This window comes from Synechococcus sp. UW179B, from assembly GCF_900474245.1.
Taxonomy (GTDB): Bacteria; Cyanobacteriota; Cyanobacteriia; order PCC-6307; family Cyanobiaceae; genus Synechococcus_C.
This window is the reverse complement of the sequence record NZ_UCNZ01000026.1, coordinates 190,835-210,408: the sequence shown is the minus strand read 5'-3', so window position 1 is coordinate 210,408 and position 19,574 is coordinate 190,835. Positions and strand designations below refer to the sequence as shown.

Annotated in this window: 22 protein-coding genes; 14 read left to right on the top strand and 8 right to left on the bottom strand. The window is 53.1% G+C overall.

The features are described 5' to 3' along the window. Nucleotides 1-84: 84 nt before the first annotated feature. The 6 genes from DXY38_RS12270 (at nucleotide 85) to DXY38_RS12245 (ending at nucleotide 4,745) form a co-directional block, all read left to right on the top strand. Complete coding sequence (locus DXY38_RS12270; protein ID WP_115071868.1) at nucleotides 85-459, top strand: YkgJ family cysteine cluster protein; 375 nt, start codon at nucleotides 85-87, stop codon at nucleotides 457-459. Further along, nucleotides 452-781, top strand: a complete 330-nt coding sequence (locus DXY38_RS12265) for a TMEM165/GDT1 family protein (protein WP_006852514.1) — start codon at nucleotides 452-454, stop codon at nucleotides 779-781. Before DXY38_RS12270 ends, DXY38_RS12265 begins: the two co-directional genes overlap by 8 nt. 7 nt (nucleotides 782-788) lie before the next feature. Beyond that, nucleotides 789-1,094: a TMEM165/GDT1 family protein gene (locus DXY38_RS12260; RefSeq protein ID WP_006852513.1), complete on the top strand. Its 306-nt coding sequence runs from the start codon at nucleotides 789-791 to the stop codon at nucleotides 1,092-1,094. 126 nt (nucleotides 1,095-1,220) lie between these two features. Continuing rightward, nucleotides 1,221-3,578 (top strand): RNB domain-containing ribonuclease, encoded by a 2,358-nt coding sequence (locus DXY38_RS12255; RefSeq protein WP_115072055.1) that lies wholly within the window; start codon nucleotides 1,221-1,223, stop codon nucleotides 3,576-3,578. A gap of 4 nt (nucleotides 3,579-3,582) precedes the next feature. Then, nucleotides 3,583-4,212 (top strand): flavin prenyltransferase UbiX, encoded by a 630-nt coding sequence (locus DXY38_RS12250; RefSeq protein ID WP_006852511.1) that lies wholly within the window; start codon nucleotides 3,583-3,585, stop codon nucleotides 4,210-4,212. Then, entirely contained in the window at nucleotides 4,191-4,745 is a 555-nt protein-coding gene (locus DXY38_RS12245; RefSeq protein ID WP_244279126.1) for a hypothetical protein, read from the top strand. The genes DXY38_RS12250 and DXY38_RS12245 overlap by 22 nt, the downstream gene beginning before the upstream one ends. 17 nt (nucleotides 4,746-4,762) lie before the next feature. Here DXY38_RS12245 and DXY38_RS14110 read toward each other — a convergent pair whose 3' ends face one another. Then, nucleotides 4,763-4,894: a hypothetical protein gene (locus DXY38_RS14110; protein WP_256359577.1), complete on the bottom strand. Its 132-nt coding sequence runs from the start codon at nucleotides 4,892-4,894 to the stop codon at nucleotides 4,763-4,765. On the opposite strand from DXY38_RS14110, the gene DXY38_RS12240 reads away from it, so the two are divergent. The 5 genes from DXY38_RS12240 (at nucleotide 4,884) to fmt (ending at nucleotide 10,335) form a co-directional block, all read left to right on the top strand. Next, the gene (locus DXY38_RS12240; RefSeq protein ID WP_244279149.1) at nucleotides 4,884-5,240 is read left to right on the top strand and encodes a DUF2996 domain-containing protein; all 357 of its coding nucleotides are present in this window, start codon (nucleotides 4,884-4,886) and stop codon (nucleotides 5,238-5,240) included. The two genes, DXY38_RS14110 and DXY38_RS12240, sit on opposite strands and share 11 nt — an antisense overlap. A gap of 75 nt (nucleotides 5,241-5,315) precedes the next feature. After that, nucleotides 5,316-6,401 carry a magnesium-protoporphyrin IX monomethyl ester (oxidative) cyclase gene (acsF, locus tag DXY38_RS12235; RefSeq protein ID WP_115071865.1) on the top strand — a complete coding sequence of 362 codons (1,086 nt, stop codon included), beginning with the start codon at nucleotides 5,316-5,318 and terminating at the stop codon, nucleotides 6,399-6,401. A gap of 175 nt (nucleotides 6,402-6,576) precedes the next feature. Further along, nucleotides 6,577-7,926 carry a TldD/PmbA family protein gene (locus DXY38_RS12230; RefSeq protein WP_115072054.1) on the top strand — a complete coding sequence of 450 codons (1,350 nt, stop codon included), beginning with the start codon at nucleotides 6,577-6,579 and terminating at the stop codon, nucleotides 7,924-7,926. A 2-nt stretch (nucleotides 7,927-7,928) separates the two neighbouring features. Beyond that, nucleotides 7,929-9,296, top strand: coding sequence for a TldD/PmbA family protein (locus tag DXY38_RS12225; protein ID WP_115071864.1), 1,368 nt, complete (start codon nucleotides 7,929-7,931; stop codon nucleotides 9,294-9,296). A gap of 10 nt (nucleotides 9,297-9,306) precedes the next feature. Continuing rightward, nucleotides 9,307-10,335 carry a methionyl-tRNA formyltransferase gene (gene fmt / locus DXY38_RS12220; RefSeq protein WP_006852505.1) on the top strand — a complete coding sequence of 343 codons (1,029 nt, stop codon included), beginning with the start codon at nucleotides 9,307-9,309 and terminating at the stop codon, nucleotides 10,333-10,335. A gap of 10 nt (nucleotides 10,336-10,345) precedes the next feature. Here the strand turns inward: fmt and DXY38_RS12215 are convergent, their stop codons facing one another. The 5 genes from DXY38_RS12215 to DXY38_RS12195 all read right to left on the bottom strand — a co-directional run bounded on the left by DXY38_RS12215 (nucleotide 10,346) and on the right by DXY38_RS12195 (nucleotide 13,564). Beyond that, the gene (locus DXY38_RS12215) at nucleotides 10,346-11,563 is read right to left on the bottom strand and encodes a DEAD/DEAH box helicase (RefSeq protein ID WP_244279125.1); all 1,218 of its coding nucleotides are present in this window, start codon (nucleotides 11,561-11,563) and stop codon (nucleotides 10,346-10,348) included. Nucleotides 11,564-11,658: 95 nt separating this feature from the next. Further along, complete coding sequence (locus tag DXY38_RS12210; protein WP_006852503.1) at nucleotides 11,659-11,871, bottom strand: hypothetical protein; 213 nt, start codon at nucleotides 11,869-11,871, stop codon at nucleotides 11,659-11,661. Nucleotides 11,872-12,004: 133 nt separating this feature from the next. Beyond that, nucleotides 12,005-12,433, bottom strand: a complete 429-nt coding sequence (locus DXY38_RS12205; protein WP_244279124.1) for a hypothetical protein — start codon at nucleotides 12,431-12,433, stop codon at nucleotides 12,005-12,007. A gap of 65 nt (nucleotides 12,434-12,498) precedes the next feature. After that, nucleotides 12,499-12,837, bottom strand: coding sequence for a DUF6464 family protein (locus tag DXY38_RS12200; protein ID WP_115071861.1), 339 nt, complete (start codon nucleotides 12,835-12,837; stop codon nucleotides 12,499-12,501). A 4-nt stretch (nucleotides 12,838-12,841) separates the two neighbouring features. Then, nucleotides 12,842-13,564 carry a hypothetical protein gene (locus tag DXY38_RS12195; RefSeq protein ID WP_115071860.1) on the bottom strand — a complete coding sequence of 241 codons (723 nt, stop codon included), beginning with the start codon at nucleotides 13,562-13,564 and terminating at the stop codon, nucleotides 12,842-12,844. Between the two features lie 37 nt (nucleotides 13,565-13,601). Between DXY38_RS12195 and DXY38_RS12190 the strand changes: the two genes are divergently transcribed. Then, entirely contained in the window at nucleotides 13,602-14,369 is a 768-nt protein-coding gene (locus DXY38_RS12190) for a hypothetical protein (RefSeq protein ID WP_115071859.1), read from the top strand. A 210-nt stretch (nucleotides 14,370-14,579) separates the two neighbouring features. Beyond that, the gene (gene dnaK / locus DXY38_RS12185; protein ID WP_115071858.1) at nucleotides 14,580-16,460 is read left to right on the top strand and encodes a molecular chaperone DnaK; all 1,881 of its coding nucleotides are present in this window, start codon (nucleotides 14,580-14,582) and stop codon (nucleotides 16,458-16,460) included. 1,017 nt (nucleotides 16,461-17,477) lie between these two features. Here dnaK and DXY38_RS12175 read toward each other — a convergent pair. Together DXY38_RS12175 and DXY38_RS12170 are read right to left on the bottom strand one after the other, a co-directional pair. Then, entirely contained in the window at nucleotides 17,478-17,774 is a 297-nt protein-coding gene (locus DXY38_RS12175) for a DUF3104 domain-containing protein (RefSeq protein ID WP_115071857.1), read from the bottom strand. Nucleotides 17,775-18,144: 370 nt separating this feature from the next. Continuing rightward, nucleotides 18,145-18,339, bottom strand: a complete 195-nt coding sequence (locus tag DXY38_RS12170) for a hypothetical protein (protein WP_006852494.1) — start codon at nucleotides 18,337-18,339, stop codon at nucleotides 18,145-18,147. Between the two features lie 234 nt (nucleotides 18,340-18,573). Here DXY38_RS12170 and DXY38_RS12165 point away from each other — a divergent pair, with 234 nt between their 5' ends. Continuing rightward, nucleotides 18,574-19,350 carry an SDR family NAD(P)-dependent oxidoreductase gene (locus tag DXY38_RS12165; RefSeq protein WP_115071856.1) on the top strand — a complete coding sequence of 259 codons (777 nt, stop codon included), beginning with the start codon at nucleotides 18,574-18,576 and terminating at the stop codon, nucleotides 19,348-19,350. Nucleotides 19,351-19,574: the final 224 nt, after the last annotated feature.

Here is a 19,574-nt window from a genome sequence, read left to right as displayed (position 1 = left end):
AAAGGGTACGGGGCTTTCCTCCGCATTGCCCTGATCGATAGGTATCAATGTGATGCCTTGTCACAGCAGCATTTGAATTGAGCCATGAGCCGCCCTCCTCTTCACTGGTCATGCCTGAGTCAATGCGGAGCATGTTGCAGGCTTGCGCCGGCCGAACGACCGGAAGCTCTTGAAGCGTTATCGGACGACCAGCAAACGATTTATTTGGAGATGGTGGGAGAAGACGGATGGTGCAAGCATTTCGACCAGGGAGGCCGGCGCTGCAGGATTTATGAGGACCGACCCGACTTTTGCCGGGTGAGCGGTTTAGCCGATTTATTTGCGGTACCAGCGGAGGAGGTCAATGGCTTTGCCATTGATTGCTGTCGACAGCAAATTCGATCGGTTCATGGCGGAAGAAGCCTGGAACTGCGTAAGTTCGAGCGGTTGATTCGCTCACGTCAGGATTCCGATGACTGAAGCAGGTAGCGACAGCAAGCTTGGTTTTAATGCCGTTCTGCTGAGCACCTTTACCACCGTCTTTCTCGCTGAATTGGGTGACAAAACCCAATTAGCAACCCTTCTTCTGTCAGCCCAATCCGGCGAGCCATGGTTGGTGTTTATCGGGGCCGCGCTGGCCTTGATCTGTTCAAGCCTTGTGGGGGTCTTGGTGGGACGTTGGCTTTCCACCATCCTTCCCCCAGAACGCCTGGAACAAATGGCAGGTTTGTTGATGGTGGGACTGGGATTGTGGCTGGGAAGTCAGGCCTTGAAGTCACTGATAGAGACCCAATCACTCTGAAATTGTTATGGACTTCGCCCTTCTCATTTCCACTTTTGTGACCGTGTTTCTGGCAGAGCTCGGTGACAAAACCCAACTGGCAACAGTGGCCATCAGCGGCACATCCGATCGACCGTTGGCTGTGTTTCTGGGATCGTCCAGCGCCTTAGTGCTCGCCAGCTTGATTGGTGCTGTTGCTGGAGGGTCCTTGTCGGCTGTGATTCCCGCCGAGTGGCTGCAACTGGTGGCCTCCACAGGATTCCTGGTGATCGGAGGCCGCTTGCTCCTGCCCATGCTCCAAGCCGGGCTGGGATCCACCCAGACGGAGGAATAAGAAGGGGATTGCGCAAGTCGGGCGATTAGAGTCGGTTAGTCATTCAGCTGTTGCATTACCAACTCTTCGAGTGCAACGGTTTTGATTCAACTCCCGGTCCTGAAGGCCGGTTTCTTTCACGCTCCGATGAAATTCACGGTCGCCGACCTTCTCGACCAGGTCCCCCACGACGGTACCCTTGAGGTCAGCAAGCTCGAGAAAATTCTCCGATTAACGAATCGAGCCGACAAACAGTCACTCAGCATTGCGCTTAAGGGCCTTGATCGGCTTGGAGTGCTGAGCCTTGAAGAGGAGAGTTCCGTCTCCAGAGGCGATGAAATCGGGTTAATCGAAGCCCGTTTGCGCTGCAGCAGCAAAGGGTTCTGTTTTGCCATTCGTGATGACGGCGGTGAAGACATTTACATCCGTGACCATCAGCTGAATCACGCTTGGAATGGCGACCGTGTGTTGGTGCGCATCATCCGTGATGCAGGCCGACGCCGATCTCCAGAAGGAGGGGTGCAATGCATTTTGCAGAGAGCCACGACGAGCCTTCTGGCCCAGGTGGAACAACAGGATGAGCGCCTGCTCGCCGTCCCGCTTGATGATCGAGTGCTCGCCTCGATCGAATTACCCGAAGGCGACAGCAACTATCGCCTTGAGGGACCAGCCACATCGGTGGTTGAAGTTCAGCTCGATCGCTATCCGATCGCTCAACACCCAGCGCGCGGTCATGTGGCCCGATCGTTGCCACTCAACGGCGGAGTGGATGCTGATCGCGATCTCTTACTCACCAAGGCCCATCTGCACACCAGGGCAAGTGCGCCCAGAACCACGATTAAGGCACCAGCAGATAAACGTCGCAAGGACCTCACCGATCAGCCCTGTTTGCTCCTGAACAACTGGGTGATGGATGGTGCTCCCCACCTACCTGCAGTCCACGTCAGCCCTCATGAAGGTGGGACCCAGCTATGGATTCATGCTCCTGCGGTGGCTGAACGCGTTAACCCCGGAAACAGCCTTGATCAATGGCTGTGCGAACAAAGCGAAGCTCTTTGTCTCGGCAATAAGTGGATCCCGCTGCTGAGTCCCAACCTGGCCAAAGCGGCAGCCTTCAACGTTGGTGAGTCCCAAGCCGCGTTGAGTCTTCGCGTTGATTTCGACTCTGAAGGTGAAGCACGCGATTGGGAGTTTTGTTTAACGCAGATTCGCCCTGTCGCTGAGGTCACATCTGGGGCTTTGGCAGCTTTGGCGGGGCGAAAACCCCGATCTCGTGCCATTCCAGCAGCCCTCAAATCCATCAAAGATCAGATCGGACAACTCGAGACACTGATTTTTTGTGCCAAAGCTCTTCACGCCGCCGAGTTGAAGCAGGGTCAGATCGAATTGGATCTCCCAACACCCGATTTGGACTCTCTGGGAGACCTCCGAGCCAGCGAACCTGATGGGGGCAATCGTCAGTGGATGGAGCCCCTAAGGGAAGAGGATCCCTTCTCACTCTTGGCGGTATTCCTGCGAGCAGCGCATGCAACCTGGACTCAGCATTGCCAGGATTTCAATCTTCCCGCTTTGGTGCTTCAAGCCAACGAGCCCGAAAGTGGAGCTCTGAATGATGTTGCCAAAGCAGCCATTGCCTTAGAGCTACCCCTCTCCCTGGATGAGGAGGGCACCACCTCGGCATCCGAACTTGCTCAAGCCTTGATCGCAAGCCCATCCAGACGGGTGCTCAACCTTCAGCTGAAACAGACCCTTCCCGATCCCCAGTTCCGTTTGATGCAGGCGAAAGCCAAGCACATCACGCACGGCAGCGAGGACATTGCAGGGGAAGACGATGCATCAGCGACCGAGACAGAAGACACGTCTCTGCCCGCTCAGGATGGATCGACTCCCCTCTTGGCTCCTTGGTGTTGTCCCACCCTGCATTACGCCGATTTGTTGAACCAGCAGGTGCTGTGTCAGCTACTCAACGACGGCAAAGATCGTCCCAGCGTTCGCCAAAAAGAAACGGTCAATCTTGGCAGCAAAGGGGCTGCTTCAACGCTGACCTGGCCCCTGTTTAGTGGGTCTCTGCAACAACGATTGGAGGAGCTGCTCCAAGAACGCCACCTACAACGGCTCAATTCTCGGCGTCGCCAGCAGGCAGAGCTTTGCCGAGATGTGATTGCGATGGCTCAGGCACGAAGTGCCGAACCCATGCTCGATCAGGAGCAACAAGGCGTCATCAGCGGCGTTCAAAGTTATGGATTCTTCGTGGAAATTGCCCCCTCGATGGTGGAGGGACTCGTGCATGTCAGCTCCTTGAACGACGATTGGTACGAATACCGATCACGCCAAAATCGCTTAGTCGGTCGACGCAACCGCCGCGTTTACAAACTTGGAGATCCCGTCACGGTGCGTGTGACCAAGGTGGATGTCCTGCGCAATCAAATCGACCTGGACATCGTGATGGCATCGGCAGAAGCTGAGGATGCGTCGCCGCTGCCGGTGGCCGTGAGTGAGGGTTAAGGCCGTGTCCCTCTCGGAGCAACGAGATCGTCCTTACGTCCTGGGAGTGAGCGGTGCCTCAGCCCAACCGCTTGCCGAGCGGGCCCTGCAACTGCTGCTTCAGCGGGAACGCAGCGTTCACCTGATCATGAGTCGTGGTGCCCATGAGGTTTGGCTCGCGGAACAATCCATCCAAGTGCCCGTCGATCCTGAGCTTCAGGAACGCTTTTGGAGAACGCGGCTGAATGTTCAGACCGGATCTCTAATTTGCCATCGCTGGGGAGATCAAGCCGCCACCATTGCCAGTGGCAGTGTGGCCACCCGGGGCATGGTGATTGTTCCTTGCTCGATGGGCACCGTGGGACGCATTGCCGCCGGTGTCGCCAGTGATCTTCTCGAACGTTGTGCGGATGTTCATCTCAAGGAAGGCCGACCCCTGGTGCTGGCTCCAAGAGAAATGCCATGGAGCCTGATCCATCTCCGCAATCTCACAACGCTCGCGGAAGCGGGAGCAAGAATTGCCCCCCCCATTCCTGCCTGGTACAGCCAACCTCAAAATCTCAGCGAGATGGTTGATTTCCTCGTTGTACGCCTCTTCGACTCCCTCGGTGAGGAATTAAGTCCTTTGAACCGTTGGCAGGGGCGCCAGCCATGACGCCTTTTCAACGCTTGCTGCTGATTCCCTGTCTGAGTCCGGTGGTGGTGATGCTGTTGATCGCAACCCTCAATCTCGGACAAGCCTCATCGTTGAGGGTGCTCACCTGGAGATTGCCACCATTGCCGATTGGGGCCTGGATCGCCGTCGCAACCGTGTTGGGATCGAGCGTCAGCGCAGTGGGGGGATTGGCGATGGTGACCTCAAGACCTGTGCTGCGCCGAGAGGTTCGGCGTCCAGCCACAGGACCCGATGTTCACGAGCCGATGCCTCGCGAGCAACCATCCCAGGCCAGACCGGCTCAACCCACGCCCTGGCCAGAACGGGACGTGCGCGATCCAGCCCCAACCGTCTCGGTGCCGTTCAGGGTGGTGCATCGAGGCAATCAAGCCACGACCTCAGCAACCCAGGCCGCCGACACCAACCCCATCAAGCCAAGGGAACAACAGACCAATCCATCGGCGGCTGATGCCGGGAGAGGAGAAGGCGTTGAGGCCGACGATTGGAATCAACAGATTGGCGATGATTGGTAGAGAGCGCACTGGGCTGTCTACAGTTCGCCCAGCAACCAAAGTCCGGTGAGCGAAACTCCCGCAACACCCAAAGCTGAAGCCAAATCAGCGGCAAAGCCCGCAGCGAAGCCTGCAGCCAAGCCTGCTCCAAAGCCCAAGCTGGAGGACAAGCCCTTTCAGGCGTTCATGAAGGACGACCTGATCCCATCTCTCAGCAAAGCGCTGAGCACCAAACACCAAATCAGCGCTTCGATCGATTTAGTTGAAGGCGATCGTCCCGTGGTGGGAGGCCAATGCTGGATGCTCACCGGTGCCCTTCCTGGCGATCGGCGCTTCTGGGTTTGCTTTGAATCGGATTCGATCACATCCGGTAAAACGATTGCGCTTGCAGAGTCCGGTACAGAGCCAAGCCTGCTGGAGTCTTTTTTAATCGACGAAAAGCGCATCAATCTGGCCCTGCTCCAGTCCCGTTTGCTGCAACGTCTGAATGGCCAGAAATGGCTAGGTGGGAATTAACTGAGAGCTCGTAACAGTGGGCTGCGGGGTTACCAGAGGGCGACCTACGATGGGCTGTAGTGACTGATGCAACCGATGGTGCCTCCAACAGCCGTGACGGAAGCCACAGCAGCACCAGGATCCAACGTAACGGCGAAAGACCCGGAGAAGGACACGATCCTGACCCCTCGTTTTTACACGACAGATTTCGAGGCGATGGCCGCGATGGATCTGCGCCCGAATGAGGCGGAATTAGAGGCCATCTGCGAAGAATTTCGCAAGGATTACAACCGTCATCACTTCGTCCGCAATGGCGAATTTGATGGAGCTGCCGATCAACTCGACCCCGAAACTCGCAAAGTATTCGTTGAATTTTTAGAGCAAAGTTGCACGTCTGAGTTTTCCGGATTTTTGCTTTACAAAGAGCTCAGCCGTCGGATTAAAACCAAGAACCCCCTCCTTGCCGAATGCTTCTCGCACATGGCCCGTGATGAGGCTAGGCATGCCGGCTTCCTCAATAAGTCGATGAGCGATTTCGGTCTACAACTTGATCTTGGCTTCTTAACGGCCAGCAAAAGCTATACATTCTTCAAACCGAAATTTATCTTTTACGCCACATATCTGTCTGAAAAAATCGGTTACTGGCGTTACATCACCATTTTCCGCCATCTTGAGCAAAATCCAGATTGCAAGATTTTCCCGATCTTCAACTTCTTCGAAAATTGGTGCCAGGACGAAAATCGCCACGGTGATTTCTTCGACGCTTTAATGAAAGCTCAGCCGGACACGGTGAGGGGATTGCGCGCAAGGCTCTGGTGCCGTTTTTTCCTTCTTGCGGTCTTCGCCACCATGTATGTCCGTGATGTGGCACGCAAAGAGTTTTACGAATCCCTCGGTTTGGATGCGCGCGAATACGACCGCTTGGTCATCGACAAGACGAACGAAAACACGGCACGGGTGTTCCCCGTGGTCCTCGACGTGAAAAATCCCCGCTTTTTCGATGGTCTCGAGCGCCTGGTGAACAACAACGCAGCGCTCAGCGCTGTGGATGCAACGCACTCCCCTGCACCCATCAAAGTGCTGCGCAAACTTCCCCATTGGGTGGCCAACGGCGTTCAAATGGCGTCCCTGTTCTTCATGGCACCGATCCGCAGCGATCAGTACCACCCCAGCGTTCGTTGAGAGCTGCCAAGCAACCAGAGCCCCTGTCTCCGATTCCTTCCGCGATTCTCCATAATCAAGGTTGACGCAGACGAGGGGCTTGGTCGTCACCCATCCCGGTCTTAACCAGACATTCAATCTGGATCCGAGCCACACACCCTGGAAAGATCGCCTGGAAACGCTTCTCCATACAGGGATGCGTGCGGGCGCTGATCTTGTGGAAGTGTTCTTAGAACGCACAGATCACCTCGGCGTTCTCGCCGAACAGGAGCGCATCACCAGCGTGTCTCCATCCTTCGGGATGGGAGCGGGGATTCGGGTCTTCCTTGGACACCGAGATGGGTTCGTTAGCACCAACGACCTCAGTGAATCAGGCCTTGTCCAAGCACTGGACCAAGCGTTGGCCATGCTCGAACTGGAGCACAACGGTCTCCAGCGCGAGGGAGGCTTTCAAGGTCTCCATCAGCTCAAAGATTTTGGTGCGAAGAAAGATGGCTGGCTGGCTCAGTCACCTGAGCTCGCTGAAATCACCCAACGTTTGCTGGAAGGAACAGCGCGACTGGATCAGCTCGGAGAGCATCTGGACGTGCGTCGCGGCAGCTTTTCACGCGACTGGCAAGAGGTGCTTGTCGCTGCGAGTGATGGAACCTATGCCCGCGATATCCGCCTGCATCAGTCCAGCGGCCTCAGTGTCTTAGCCGCCGATGGTGAGCATCGTGCAAGCATCGCTCGCCGCTTTGGATCGAGCGACCGCCCGGATGATTTGCGGGAGTGGGATGTGGATGCAGCCGCCAACGAAGTGTGCAGCAGTGCCGCCACCATGCTTCATGCCGATTACGTGGATGGAGGACAAATGCCTGTGGTCCTCGCCAATCGTTTTGGCGGCGTGATTTTCCATGAGGCCTGCGGCCATCTGCTCGAAACCACCCAAGTGGAACGGGGGACAACCCCGTTTGCCGATCAAGTTGGGAAAACGATTGCCCATCCGGCTGTAACCGCGATTGATGAAGGGCTGAGTACCGGTGCCTTCGGTTCTTTATCGATGGACGATGAAGGAATGGAATCGCAGAAAACCGTCCTCATTGAAAATGGTGTCCTAAAAGGATTTTTGAGCGATCGCGCCGGTGAACTCCGCACCGGACATCCGCGAACGGGAAGTGGTCGACGGCAAAACCATGGATTTGCAGCTGCCAGCCGCATGCGCAACACCTACATCGCTGCAGGTCCCCACAGCACCGATGAGCTGATCCAATCCGTTGATCGTGGCTTGTACTGCAAGTCCATGGGCGGTGGAAGTGTGGGACCCACCGGTCAATTCAATTTCTCTGTGGAAGAGGGCTACATCATTGAAAATGGCCAATTAGGCCGTCCGGTCAAAGGGGCCACCTTGATCGGTGAAGCCAAGGAAGTCATGCCAAGGATTTCCATGTGCGCCAATGATCTCGACTTAGCCGCTGGATACTGCGGCTCGGTAAGCGGCAGCATTTTTGTCACGGTGGGGCAGCCCCACATCAAGGTTGATTCGATCACGGTGGGAGGCCGCTGAGCATGACCCATACACCTCTCAATGTGAAAGAGCTCCGCGATCAGCTCCACACCCTCGCGACCAGGGACGGAATCCGTCGATGGGACCTTGGAGCCAGCCGAGGAATGAATGCCTCGGTGCAAGTGGATCGGGGTGAAGCCAAGCAAATGAAAGCGGCTCAACGCAGCTCGATCACCGTTCGCGTTTGGAATGAGCAAGGACTGGTTGGTGTGACCAGCACGTCTGACCTTTCTCCAGGAGGCCTCGAAAAAGCCCTGCATGGCGCTTATCAGGCCAGTTCCTTTGGCAACACAGAAGACATCCCAGGCTTTTCACCCCTGGCAACGGCACCGATTCCAGAGCTTGATCGGCCGCTAAAACCCTCTCAGAGCATTCAAAAATTGCTCAGCACCCTGAAAGAGGTGGAAGGGGAGCTGCTTTCCAAACATCCTGCGATCGAAACCGTCCCCTACAACGGCTTGACCGAAGGCAATAGCGAGCGGATCTACCTCAATAGCGAGGGGGCACTTCGCCACATGCAACGCACTCAGGCAAGCCTCTACCTGTATGCACGTGCCGAAGAAAGCGGCAGAAAACCACGCAGCGGTGGGGCCGTTCGCGTTGCGCTTGGCAGTGCCGATCTTGACCTGGCCGGCTGTATCAAGGAAGCAGCCGAGCGCACCATCAGCCATCTCAACTACAAACCGATTGATACCGGTCGTTATTTGGTCTGTTTCACACCGGAGGCATTCCTTGATCTGATTGGTGCTTTCAGCAGCATGCTCAATGCCAGATCGATTCTCGATGGCGTCAGCCTGAGCAACAAAGAGTCGCTTGGCCAACAGCTCGCCGTGCCATTTTTTAATTTGCACGACAACGGGTTACATCCCGATCACGTGGGGGCGGCGGCCTTTGATGGAGAAGGCACACCAACCAAACGGCTCTGCCTCATCGGCAACGGCACATTGGAGAATCTTCTCCATTCCGAAGCCACAGCACGTCAATTTGGAGTGTCTCCCACCGGTCATGCCGGACTCGGAGCCAAGGTCTCCGTTGGACCCGATTGGTTTGAGGTGAGTTCCAGTCAAGGATTGATCAGTCCCTCTCCCCATCTCGACCATCGCAGCACCCAAGAGCCCTTCGTGTTGATTGAAAGCTTGAGCGCACTCCATGCAGGCGTAAAAGCCAGCCAAGGAGCCTTTTCGCTGCCGTTTGATGGCTGGCTCGTGAAGGATGGTGAGCGCATCTCTGTGGAAGCAGCCACGATCGCTGGCGACATCCGCGAGGTTTTGAAAGGAATCGTTCACCTAGAACCCCATGAGGTGGTGACCCATCAAGGCGTTTCACCCCATGTCTGGGTGGATGGTTTAGCGATCACGGGAGAGGCCTGAGCTTCGCTCGATGAACATTTTGTTCTGGGGAACGCCCGACTATGCCGTGCCAACACTGGTGGCTCTCCATCAAGCTGGCCATGCGCTTGTGGGAGTGGTCACCCAGCCGGATCGACGCAGGGGACGCGGCAAGACGTTGATTCCTTCAGCGGTGAAAGCCAAAGCTCTTGAGCTGGGGTTAACGGTTTTCACCCCCGAACGCATCAAACAGGACAAAACCTGTCAACAGCAACTCGCTGAGCTCCACGCCGATCTGTCCGTGGTGGTGGCTTTCGGGCAAATTTTGCCCAAAAGTGTGCTGGATCAACCGCCGCTGGGATGCTGGAACGGCCATGGATCTCTGCTTCCCCGCTGGCGAGGTGCAGGACCGATTCAGTGGTCCCTGCTGGAAGGTGACTCCGAAACAGGTGTGGGGGTGATGGCCATGGAAGAAGGCCTCGACACTGGACCCGTTCTGATCGAAAGGAACCTGTCGATTGGGCTACTCGATAACGGCCACACCCTGGCCGAGCGGATGAGTGCTCTGACAGCTGATCTGATGGTGGAAGCCTTGCCATTGATCGAATCGGCAGGACACGGGTCCGAACCCGAACGCAGAGCAAGGCTGAAGCTGGTCGACCAGGCCGATCGTCCTGGAGAAGCCAGTTACGCACGCATGCTCACCAAACAAGACCACCAAATCGACTGGTCCGCATCGGCACTCAACATTCATCGCAAGGTGATGGCGCTCTATCCGAATGCCGTCACGCTTTGGAACGACAAACGCCTCAAACTTCTGCATTGCGAACCGCTCATCGATCGCTTGAGAAAAGAGCTGCCGGCTGAGGTGCACCCCCTCATCGGCCGCTGGCCCACGGGAGGGCATCCACCAGGCACAGTGCTGGAATCGGTGAAGGGAATGGGCGTCGTGGTCAGCACGAATGGCTGCCCAATCCTGATTCGCGCTGCGCAGCTGGAAGGGAAAGGGCGGAGCCATGGCGACTCCCTGATCCAACAACTAAACGCGGCACCCAAACAACGGTTTGGCACGTTTACGTAACGAAATAGCGTTATCGGCGGTACGTTCTCGTGCTACGCGTGTCTTGCCGACGGCGCGATGAACCTCCTGAGCGCCGTCCCCGTCCTCCACTCAGATCCAGGGGGGCGGCCTTGAGAACGGTGGGCTCAAATCCCGGCACGTTTTCTCGACGAAGGGACTCACCCGTTAAGCGTTCAATTGCCTTCAAGAGCAGTGCCTCTTCAGCAGCAACAAGAGAAATGGCGTGTCCAGTTTCTCCAGCCCGACCTGTACGGCCAATGCGATGCACATAGTCCTCAGCAACATTCGGGAGATCGAGATTCACCACATGAGGCAGCTGCTGAATATCAATTCCTCGGGCTGCGATATCGGTGGCGACAAGAACGCGCACCGAACCGTCCTTAAATCCCTGCAAAGCGCGAGTGCGTGCACCCTGGCTCTTGTTGCCATGGATGGCAGCCGCTAGGAGACCCTGCTGACTGAGACGTTCCACAACACGGTTGGCACCATGCTTCGTGCGGGAAAAGACCAACACCTGGAGCCATTCTCCACTGCGAATGAGATGGCTGAGCAGATCAATCTTGCGGACCATGTCGCAAGGATGAACAACCTGCTCCACAGAGCGCACGGTTTGGTTGGCAGGGGCCACCTGAATTTGAACAGGATGATCAAGCAGGCCTGTTGCTAGTTTCCGAATTGGCGCACTAAAAGTGGCCGAAAACATCAGGGTTTGACGACGATCAGGAAGGCGAGAAATCACACGCCGAATGTCATGAATAAACCCCATATCCAACATTCGGTCGGCTTCATCAAGCACCAAAAATTCCACGCGGTCGAAACGAACAGCCCCCTGCTGGAGCAGATCTAACAAGCGGCCTGGTGTCGCAACCAACACATCAACGCCCTTCTGCAACCGTTGAATTTGAGGGTTGATCTTGACACCACCAAACACCACGTCGCTGGTCAGCGGAAGATGCTTGCTGTAATCACGAACACTCGCCAACACCTGCGCAGCAAGCTCACGCGTAGGGGTCAGCACCAAGGCGCGTATTTGTGCGCGTCCAGGACGCGCTCCATGGTTCAGGCGCTCCAACATTGGCAGCGTGAAGCCTGCGGTTTTACCCGTTCCTGTTTGCGCTGCCGCCATCACATCACGACCAGAGATCACAGCGGGAATGGCCTGCAATTGAATCGGCGACGGAGCGGTGTATCCCTTCTCCTGCAAAGCCTTCAGCAACGGCTGACTCAAACCAAGGGAATCAAAACCAGAGGCTGTGGACTCAGATGCAACAGGAGAAGCGGAAATGGCCAGCAGAGCGAAAGATTCAGCCTAGATCCACACCTTCAACCCTCCGTATAGAGCGAACGGGCCTGATTCCAGATCTGCTCCAGATCCTCATCTGAGAGGGCAAGCGCTTGCGGGTGCACCAAAGCCAACCACTGCCGCCGATGATCCGAGGCCGTGCCATCAAAAAACTGCTGGCCTGCGGCTAACACCCTGAATTTCAAAAATTCAAGCAGCACTGAGCGAGTTTTTATCCGTTCAGCATCCGTCATCAAGTTTTACCCGCAAGCTTGAGGATCTGCCAAATTTAAACAGAGGGGGAGATTCAACAAACGGGCAGCAAGCACACCTAACCGCAAGATAAAAAGAAAAGCGACCAACAAACCCCAAAAAACAGACAATCAATCACGACAACGAAGAACCCAATACTTTTATTGCGTCAGGATTTACGCCAAGCTCAAGGCATTGACCCAAACAAACACCATCAAGATAAGGAGCAAGAATCTCAAGAACGGACGTGTTTTGCCAGTGCCTTATCTTTGTTTCTGGATGAGGCCGGTAAACCAACCCTGGAACATCAAAATCTAAAAGTCCTACAGAACGCAGGCGAACCTTCCAAAAGGAAAAGGTTTCAGGCGGATGCAAATCGGTCCATTCCAAATCAGGAAACGAATAATCTGGATTGGTGAGCTGTAGCTCAGCAGGAGAAAACGAAAGGTTGAGTGTTCCAGGCCAATACGGAGAAAGATCAAGACCTAACGCCGCAAAAAACGACGTTTGCATCGCAATCGTGCCTTTCGGGTAAGGAGACAGGCGTGGTTCAGCGCGATCCAAAGCTTGGCCTGAGGCCACTCCATGCCCAGCGAGCAGAACAGCTGAATGCCAACGGAGGGATGTCATCAGCGAACTTCCCGGTGAACACAACGATCACAAGGTCCATCGGGCAATACGGCACAGCGAAGCAAAGGGCTCAAAGCATTGAAGCGGCACTCAGCGTCTCCAATCACCCAACCGTGACCAATAAACCGTGCATCAGCAGGCTGCTTTTGACATTTAACAAGGAGAACAATCGAAGACAGTTCATAACGACCTGAATACAATTTATAGCGATGTCTGCGTTGAATCACGAGATAACTGTCCTGATCATGAGTAAACCATTGCCCCGGCATTGGAGGATCACTCAACTCCATGCGATCGAGCAAAACCTGCGTAGCAGCCTGACGTAATTCAACAAGCATCGGATCAAGCCTCTCCACCTAGGGGCTCTTTGCGCTCAGAAAAGCCCCAAATCATTAGCAAGGCAACAGTGAGTAGGGTCCACCATGCAGGTGGATGCAAGTCCGAAACGACCAGCGTTCCAATCAGTTTGACTCCCACTAAACCAACCGCAAGATAACCAGCCGTCTCTAGACGGGTATAGATATCGAGCCAGCGAATAAACAAACCCGAGGTAAATCTCAGTGCCACAACTCCGATAAAGGCCCCCGTAATCACAAGAATTAGTTGATCACTAATCGCGACAGCGGCAGCAACACTATCAACAGAAAAGGCGAGATCCGTTAAAGCTAGGGCAACAATCGCTCGCGCAAAAGAGATCGAGGGTGCTTGCCCTGAGGATCCAGAAGAACTCTCGGTGTCTGATGGCTTGAACCAAAGATGGGATAGGAAAAGCCAGAGAAGATAAACACCCGCAAGGAGTTGCAATGGCTTGAATGCCAACACCCACTGAGCCAACAAAATCAGGCCAACCCTGAGGAAAAAAGCAATGGATATACCAAGGTCAAGGGCCTTCTTTTCCTTGATTGGGTCATGTTGCTTGCGAGCGACAGCAGCTAAAGCGATCGCATTGTCAGCGGAGAGCACCAGTTCCAGGGCCACAAGCACTGGAAGAAGAGGCAAGAGCTCAGCCCATCGATCTACACCGTCGAGAACAGGCGTGAGGGACGTTAAGGAAGCTGAATCCATCCCAACAGCTTAGAAATGGTTAACCCCCTCCAGAGGCATGAAAACAAAGGTGGAGATTTGCCACATCGATAGCAATCGATGTGTGGTGCGTGTCAGCGGCTTCGATGGAGAACGAGATCTCGGTAGCGCGCTAGGAGAGGGAGCCGATGCTGAGGAGGCAGAGGACAGAGCTCGACAGCGATTAGAGGAACGCAATCTGAAAGGGAGCGTGAGCTCTGAGCCGAAGCGGAACCCGCAGCCAGCCATCAAACAGCAGGGTGACCCCCAGGTTCAACCAGCAAAACCAGCCAAAGATCCAGGCAGTCGTGAGACCAATCCAGCCAACACAGCGTCTCCAATCCCCTTTCAAAACAATGAGCCTCAGGCCGTCTCCAATCCTGAACCAAGCGAAGCTCCCACGGACCCAGAGGATTGGAGCGAAGAACTAACAGCCATCGATCTACAACTAAAACGAATTGGCTGGACCCGGGATCAGGAAAAGATTTATTTGGAGCGAGCCTATGGCCATGGAAGCAGGCACAGATTAACGAGATATAGCGATCTCGTTTCCTTTCTCAATAAGCTTAAAAGCATTGAAACCGGCGCGGATGCCAGTTCATCTCCAACTCCGTTACGCAGAAGCGACTTAATCGCGCAAGGCGACGAAATGCTCACGACTTTGAAATGGGATCAAGAACGTGCAAAGACGTTCCTGCAGTCAAAACTAGGGGCCTCATCAAGACAACAACTCAGTGACGAACAATTATTTGAGTTCAACATGTTGCTAGAAGAGCAACTGATAACCGCAATACCACAAGAAAAGTAGACACGTTTCGAACCTAAAATCGAGAGAAATAAGGCACACACTTTCCCTTGGACATGCGAATCAAAGAGACAGAATAAAGAAGTCGTATAAACCGTACTCTAACCGAACCAAAAGGATGGATTTGGGGGAAAACCCACCTCATTGGTTGGGTTTACTCGCTCCTTGTTTGGAAGAGTTATCCACAAAAATAGATTCAATCAATAAAAACAAATGACAAAAGTAATTGGCATTGACTTAGGCACAACCAACAGCTGTGTCGCCGTAATGGAAGGGGGAAACCCCACCGTGATCGCAAATGCAGAAGGGTTTAGGACCACTCCCTCTGTAGTTGCCTACACCAAGGGCAAGGACCAGCTCGTTGGACAGATCGCCAAACGCCAAGCGGTGATGAATGCAGACAACACATTTGGATCTGTCAAACGCTTCCTTGGCAGGCGCACGGATGAGGTCACAGATGAAACCAAAGACGTTCCATACACCGTTGAATCGGTCGGAAGCAAGATCAAAATCCGATCATCATGGATGGAGAAATCCTTCTCACCAGAGGAGATCAGCGCCAGTGTGCTTAGGAAGCTGGCCGATGATGCCTCGAAATATTTGGGTCAAACCGTGACTCAAGCGGTGGTGACTGTTCCCGCCTACTTCAATGACTCCCAACGACAAGCCACAAAAGATGCTGGCAAAATTGCTGGCCTAGAAGTCCTGAGGATCATCAACGAACCCACAGCAGCAGCGCTTGCTTACGGTTTAGACAAGAAGGATGCAGAAAAAATCCTGGTCTTTGACTTGGGAGGTGGAACGTTTGATGTCTCCATCCTGGAAGTAGGAGATGGTGTTTTTGAAGTGATCAGCACCTGTGGTGATGCCCATCTTGGAGGTGACAACTTCGACAAAGTGCTTGTTGATTACATGGCTGAAACCTTCCAAAAGGAGGAAGGGATTGATTTAAGGAAGGATTCGCAAGCCCTGCAACGCCTCACGGAAGCGGCAGAAAAAACAAAGATTGAACTCTCCGCCTCCACACAGAGCGAAGTGAATCTCCCCTTCATCACGGCAACGGCTGATGGTCCCAAGCATCTGACGCTGACAGTGACCCGAGCCAAATTTGAGGAGTTATCTTCTGACTTGATTGATCGTTGTAAGAAACCAGTTCAACAGGCGATCAAGGACGCCAAACTCTCAGCTCATGACCTCAATGAAGTGGTGATGGTGGGCGGCAGTTCACGCATTCCTGCCGTGTTGGAGCTGGTCAAAGTGGCAACGGGTCAAGATCCCAATCAAACCGTGAATCCTGATGAGGTGGTTGCCATCGGTGCTGCTGTGCAGGGGGGTGTTCTCTCAGGTGAAGTGAAAGACATCCTTTTATTAGATGTCACGCCTCTTTCCTTGGGAGTGGAAACCATGGGCAGTGTGGTGAATGTGATGGTTCCGAGGAACACAACCATTCCAACAAACAAAACCGAGATCTATTCCACCGCCATGGATGGCCAAACCTCCGTGGAGATTCACATTCTCCAAGGAGAGCGACAGATGGTGTCTGATAACAAGAGCCTTGGAACCTTCCGACTAGATGGGATCCCTGCTGCCCCTCGTGGTGTTCCTCAAGTGGAAGTGGCCTTTGACATTGATGCCAATGGAATCTTGAGTGTCACAGCAAAAGACAAAGGCTCAGGGAAAGAACAATCGATCACCATCAGTGGTGCCTCAACCCTCAGCGAGGACGAAGTGGATCGGATGGTGAAGGACGCAGAAGCACACGCTGACTCGGATCAGCAAAAGCGAGACGCGATCGACACCAAGAACGAAGCGGAATCCCTGATTTATCAGGCAGAAAAGCAACTGCTGGAATTGGAAAGCAAGATCTCAGCCGAGGCCAAAACCAAAGTGGAGTTGGTGCTCTCGGAACTCAAAGAAACCCTTCAAACAGAGAACACAGCGCTCATCAAGGAACGCCTTGATGGAGTGAAAACTGCGCTGATGGAAATGGGAGCCTCCCTGTACTCGCAGCAGGAAGAGGCGCCTAAAGCCTCACAACCAAACAGTGAGAACGATGATGTGATCGATGCTGAATTTGTCGAGTCACCTCGGTAAAGATCGATTGTTTGATCGGGAACATCGTGCTGCAGGGAGGCCCAAAAGGCCTCCCTGCAGCGCATCAACGAGAAGGGCAAGAAGCAAAACACCACTCCCAAGAACAGCGCAGAGACCTGCTGCCGGTCGCAGGCGTCGCAATCGAGACTTCTTAAGGTTTGCTCCATGGCAAAGGCTTTATGTGCGCATACCGTGACAGAACGAAAGAGGCAAGCGCAATGGTCAACACTTCCAAAAAAGGCGTTTTCTGCATGAAGTGGGATTCAGACGGTGAGCTTTCTACCCATGACACCCATGCATTGATTCAACGCTTAGCTCATGCAGAGAAATCTCGTCGAGCCATGCTTGATCACCATGAACTGCGCAGATGGCGATCACGGATGAACGGTGATGTCCAGTCTTGCCAAACACTGGCCAGTTAGCCAATGCCATCTTGGCGATTGGCGCGGCAATCAGTCGCCAAGTGAACTTTCAAAGACAACTTTTAATAGATACATGGAGTTGAATAGACTTCGATTCAAACCATTTTCAGCCTAAAACAATCAAGAGCATTGAAAGCAAGCAGTACGGATTACTTGCATTTAATGCAATTACGCAACACAATAAAATATCAAAAGCGAAAAAAGCGTCACGACTAGAGACTATTGTCAAAAATCCTTCTGGTCACTATAGTTTTGACAAGAACTGGAGTCGCATTCATTTGGCAAAACAGAAAAAGATCAACCTTCCCTATTCAAGAAAAGAGATGGTCGATTCACTCTGTGCCAAATGGAATTCTATGCGGGAGAGCAGCCCTGATCACAATCAGCTGAGCTCAGAACAATTTCGAGACCTAGCCCGTACAGAAACTGATGACGAACTCTTCAGGGATTGCTGCAATTCAGCAAAGAAAGAGGGCATCACACTATCGGAATTCATGACTCGCTATGTGTAAACAGAGAGCATTCTTTCTTTTTATAGAATATTGACATAGGCAAGGGGAGCGTTGAACATCATAGCTGCAAAGAAGCAGGCTATCTAATCATTTGACAAACCATCAAGCCCATACAACACATGTGATATTTCATCCACATTTACCCAGCTGATCTTCTCGTCATCAACATCCACAACTTGAATCACACGCTGTCCACTGGGATCTCTAGCTTCAGCTTTACAAGAAACAACCTGTCCCATCCACCAGCTGTGATCCTTCTTGAGTTGTACTTGGTTTTCCCCTTTAACAATGATGTAATCACCGGGCTTTACACCAAGAAAAGCTGGATAAGCAACCTGGCCATAGGGAAATGGCGTGCGCTCTTTAGCTTCATAACTCATGATTTCAGCCCTATCTTCTACAGCTCTAACCCAAACAAAAAATAAATGCCACTTTGGATAGCGAAATGTAAAGAAAACCTAAAGGGCCAAGGCTCATCAGGGCGCTGAACTCAAAATCAAGGGCTCAAAGTCGAGAGAGCTCAAAGGCAAACGGCTGTAGGAGCCAGCGCCGGCATGCTTTCCTCGATGCCAGAAAAGGTAACCAGGATCAACCAAGACGGACCTATGACAACGCATCAATCGTGAACGATCAACAAATCATCAAATCAGGTGAATGAAACAACGTTTTGGCAATAAAAAAGCTGCAAAGCTAGAGATCATCTCTTGCCTCGCAGCGCCTTGTTAAAACTCGATGAATCAGCTGAGTTGATCAGCAATCGAACACTTTGCACATGGGTGAACCGGGATGAGTATCACAGATATCATCCAATACTTTGTCTTTGTGACGATTAGCTGGATTGTCTAAGCCACCATTTTCCTTGGGATCAAACTCGTCAGCAGAATGCTTTTCGTTCGTGCTGTAGGGAACTTTGAACTTTTCGTACTTATCGGTGATGTCCGTCATGATGAGTCAACAAGAACAATTAGATATTAACTGTACATTCCATCGAATGGATTAAATGAATATGACGATTAATTGTCCTGGTATCAAAACTCACAGTTGATTTGCACCCAAGGCAACAAATGTGTGCATTTCATACTGTGACCTTGACATCCCTTGCCAGGGTCTCTGTAGACAGATTCAACAACGGGAAACGGAGCCTCCGCCACAACCATGGCAACGATGCAAAATTAATCAATGAAACACATTGATCTCAACGGTGGCCTTGTGATGGTGACCGGTGGAGGGGGAGCGATCGGAAGTGCCATAGCCATGGAATCGGCACAGGCAGGTGCAGCGGTAGCTGTTTGTGACATCAATGAATGCGCTGCCAAAAAGGTTGCTGATGCCATCCAACGCAAGGGGGGAAAAGCCACGGCATTCAGAATCGATGTACGCGACCGAAACGATGTTGATGCCGTCACCGCCCAGGCTGTTGAACAGCTCGGACCGTTGCATGGGCTCGTCACAGCAGCAGGAGTCTTAAGAACGGGGGGTATCACGACCCAGGGTGAAGAAGACTGGAGTTGCGTGATGGCGGTGAATGTGGACGGCACTATGCATGCAGTACGCGCTGCTATTCCTCACCTGGAAAACAGCAAAGGTGCCATCGTCACCATTGGGAGCGTTTCTGCGTTTATTGGCTCCAATGATGGAGGTGCGTACACCACCTCCAAAGGAGCTGTGTTGAGTTTCACTTTCGCAGCAGCAGGGGAACTCGCAAGTCGTGGCATTCGGGTGAATAATGTCGCGCCTGGATGGGTGAATGGAGGTTTCACCCATCAAGCTCTGGCCGTCAGTGATCATCCTGATCAACTGCTTGATCAGGCCAAACAACTCCACGCCCTGGGGCGAATGGCCGAACCAACCGATGTCGCCAATGCCGTGGTCTGGTTACTGTCTGATCAGGCAAGCTTTGTGACTGGATCGATGTTGCTCGTTGATGGCGGTTTCATGATCCAACACAAAAGCTGAAACATCACAACAACACAAACAAATGGGGGGAAGTTATCGAATATGCACAGCAGCTTCAAAGAGATTATCGACAATCAGTTAACAAGACGATCACCATCTCACGAATCATAGAAGCAAAAGACAAACAGCAAGTAGCCTAAAAACTGGACATCAATCAGAAAAAATGAAAAGTATTAGGCAGTCAATCAAAATATTCATTCAGGCAATACTCTCCGATTAGGTGA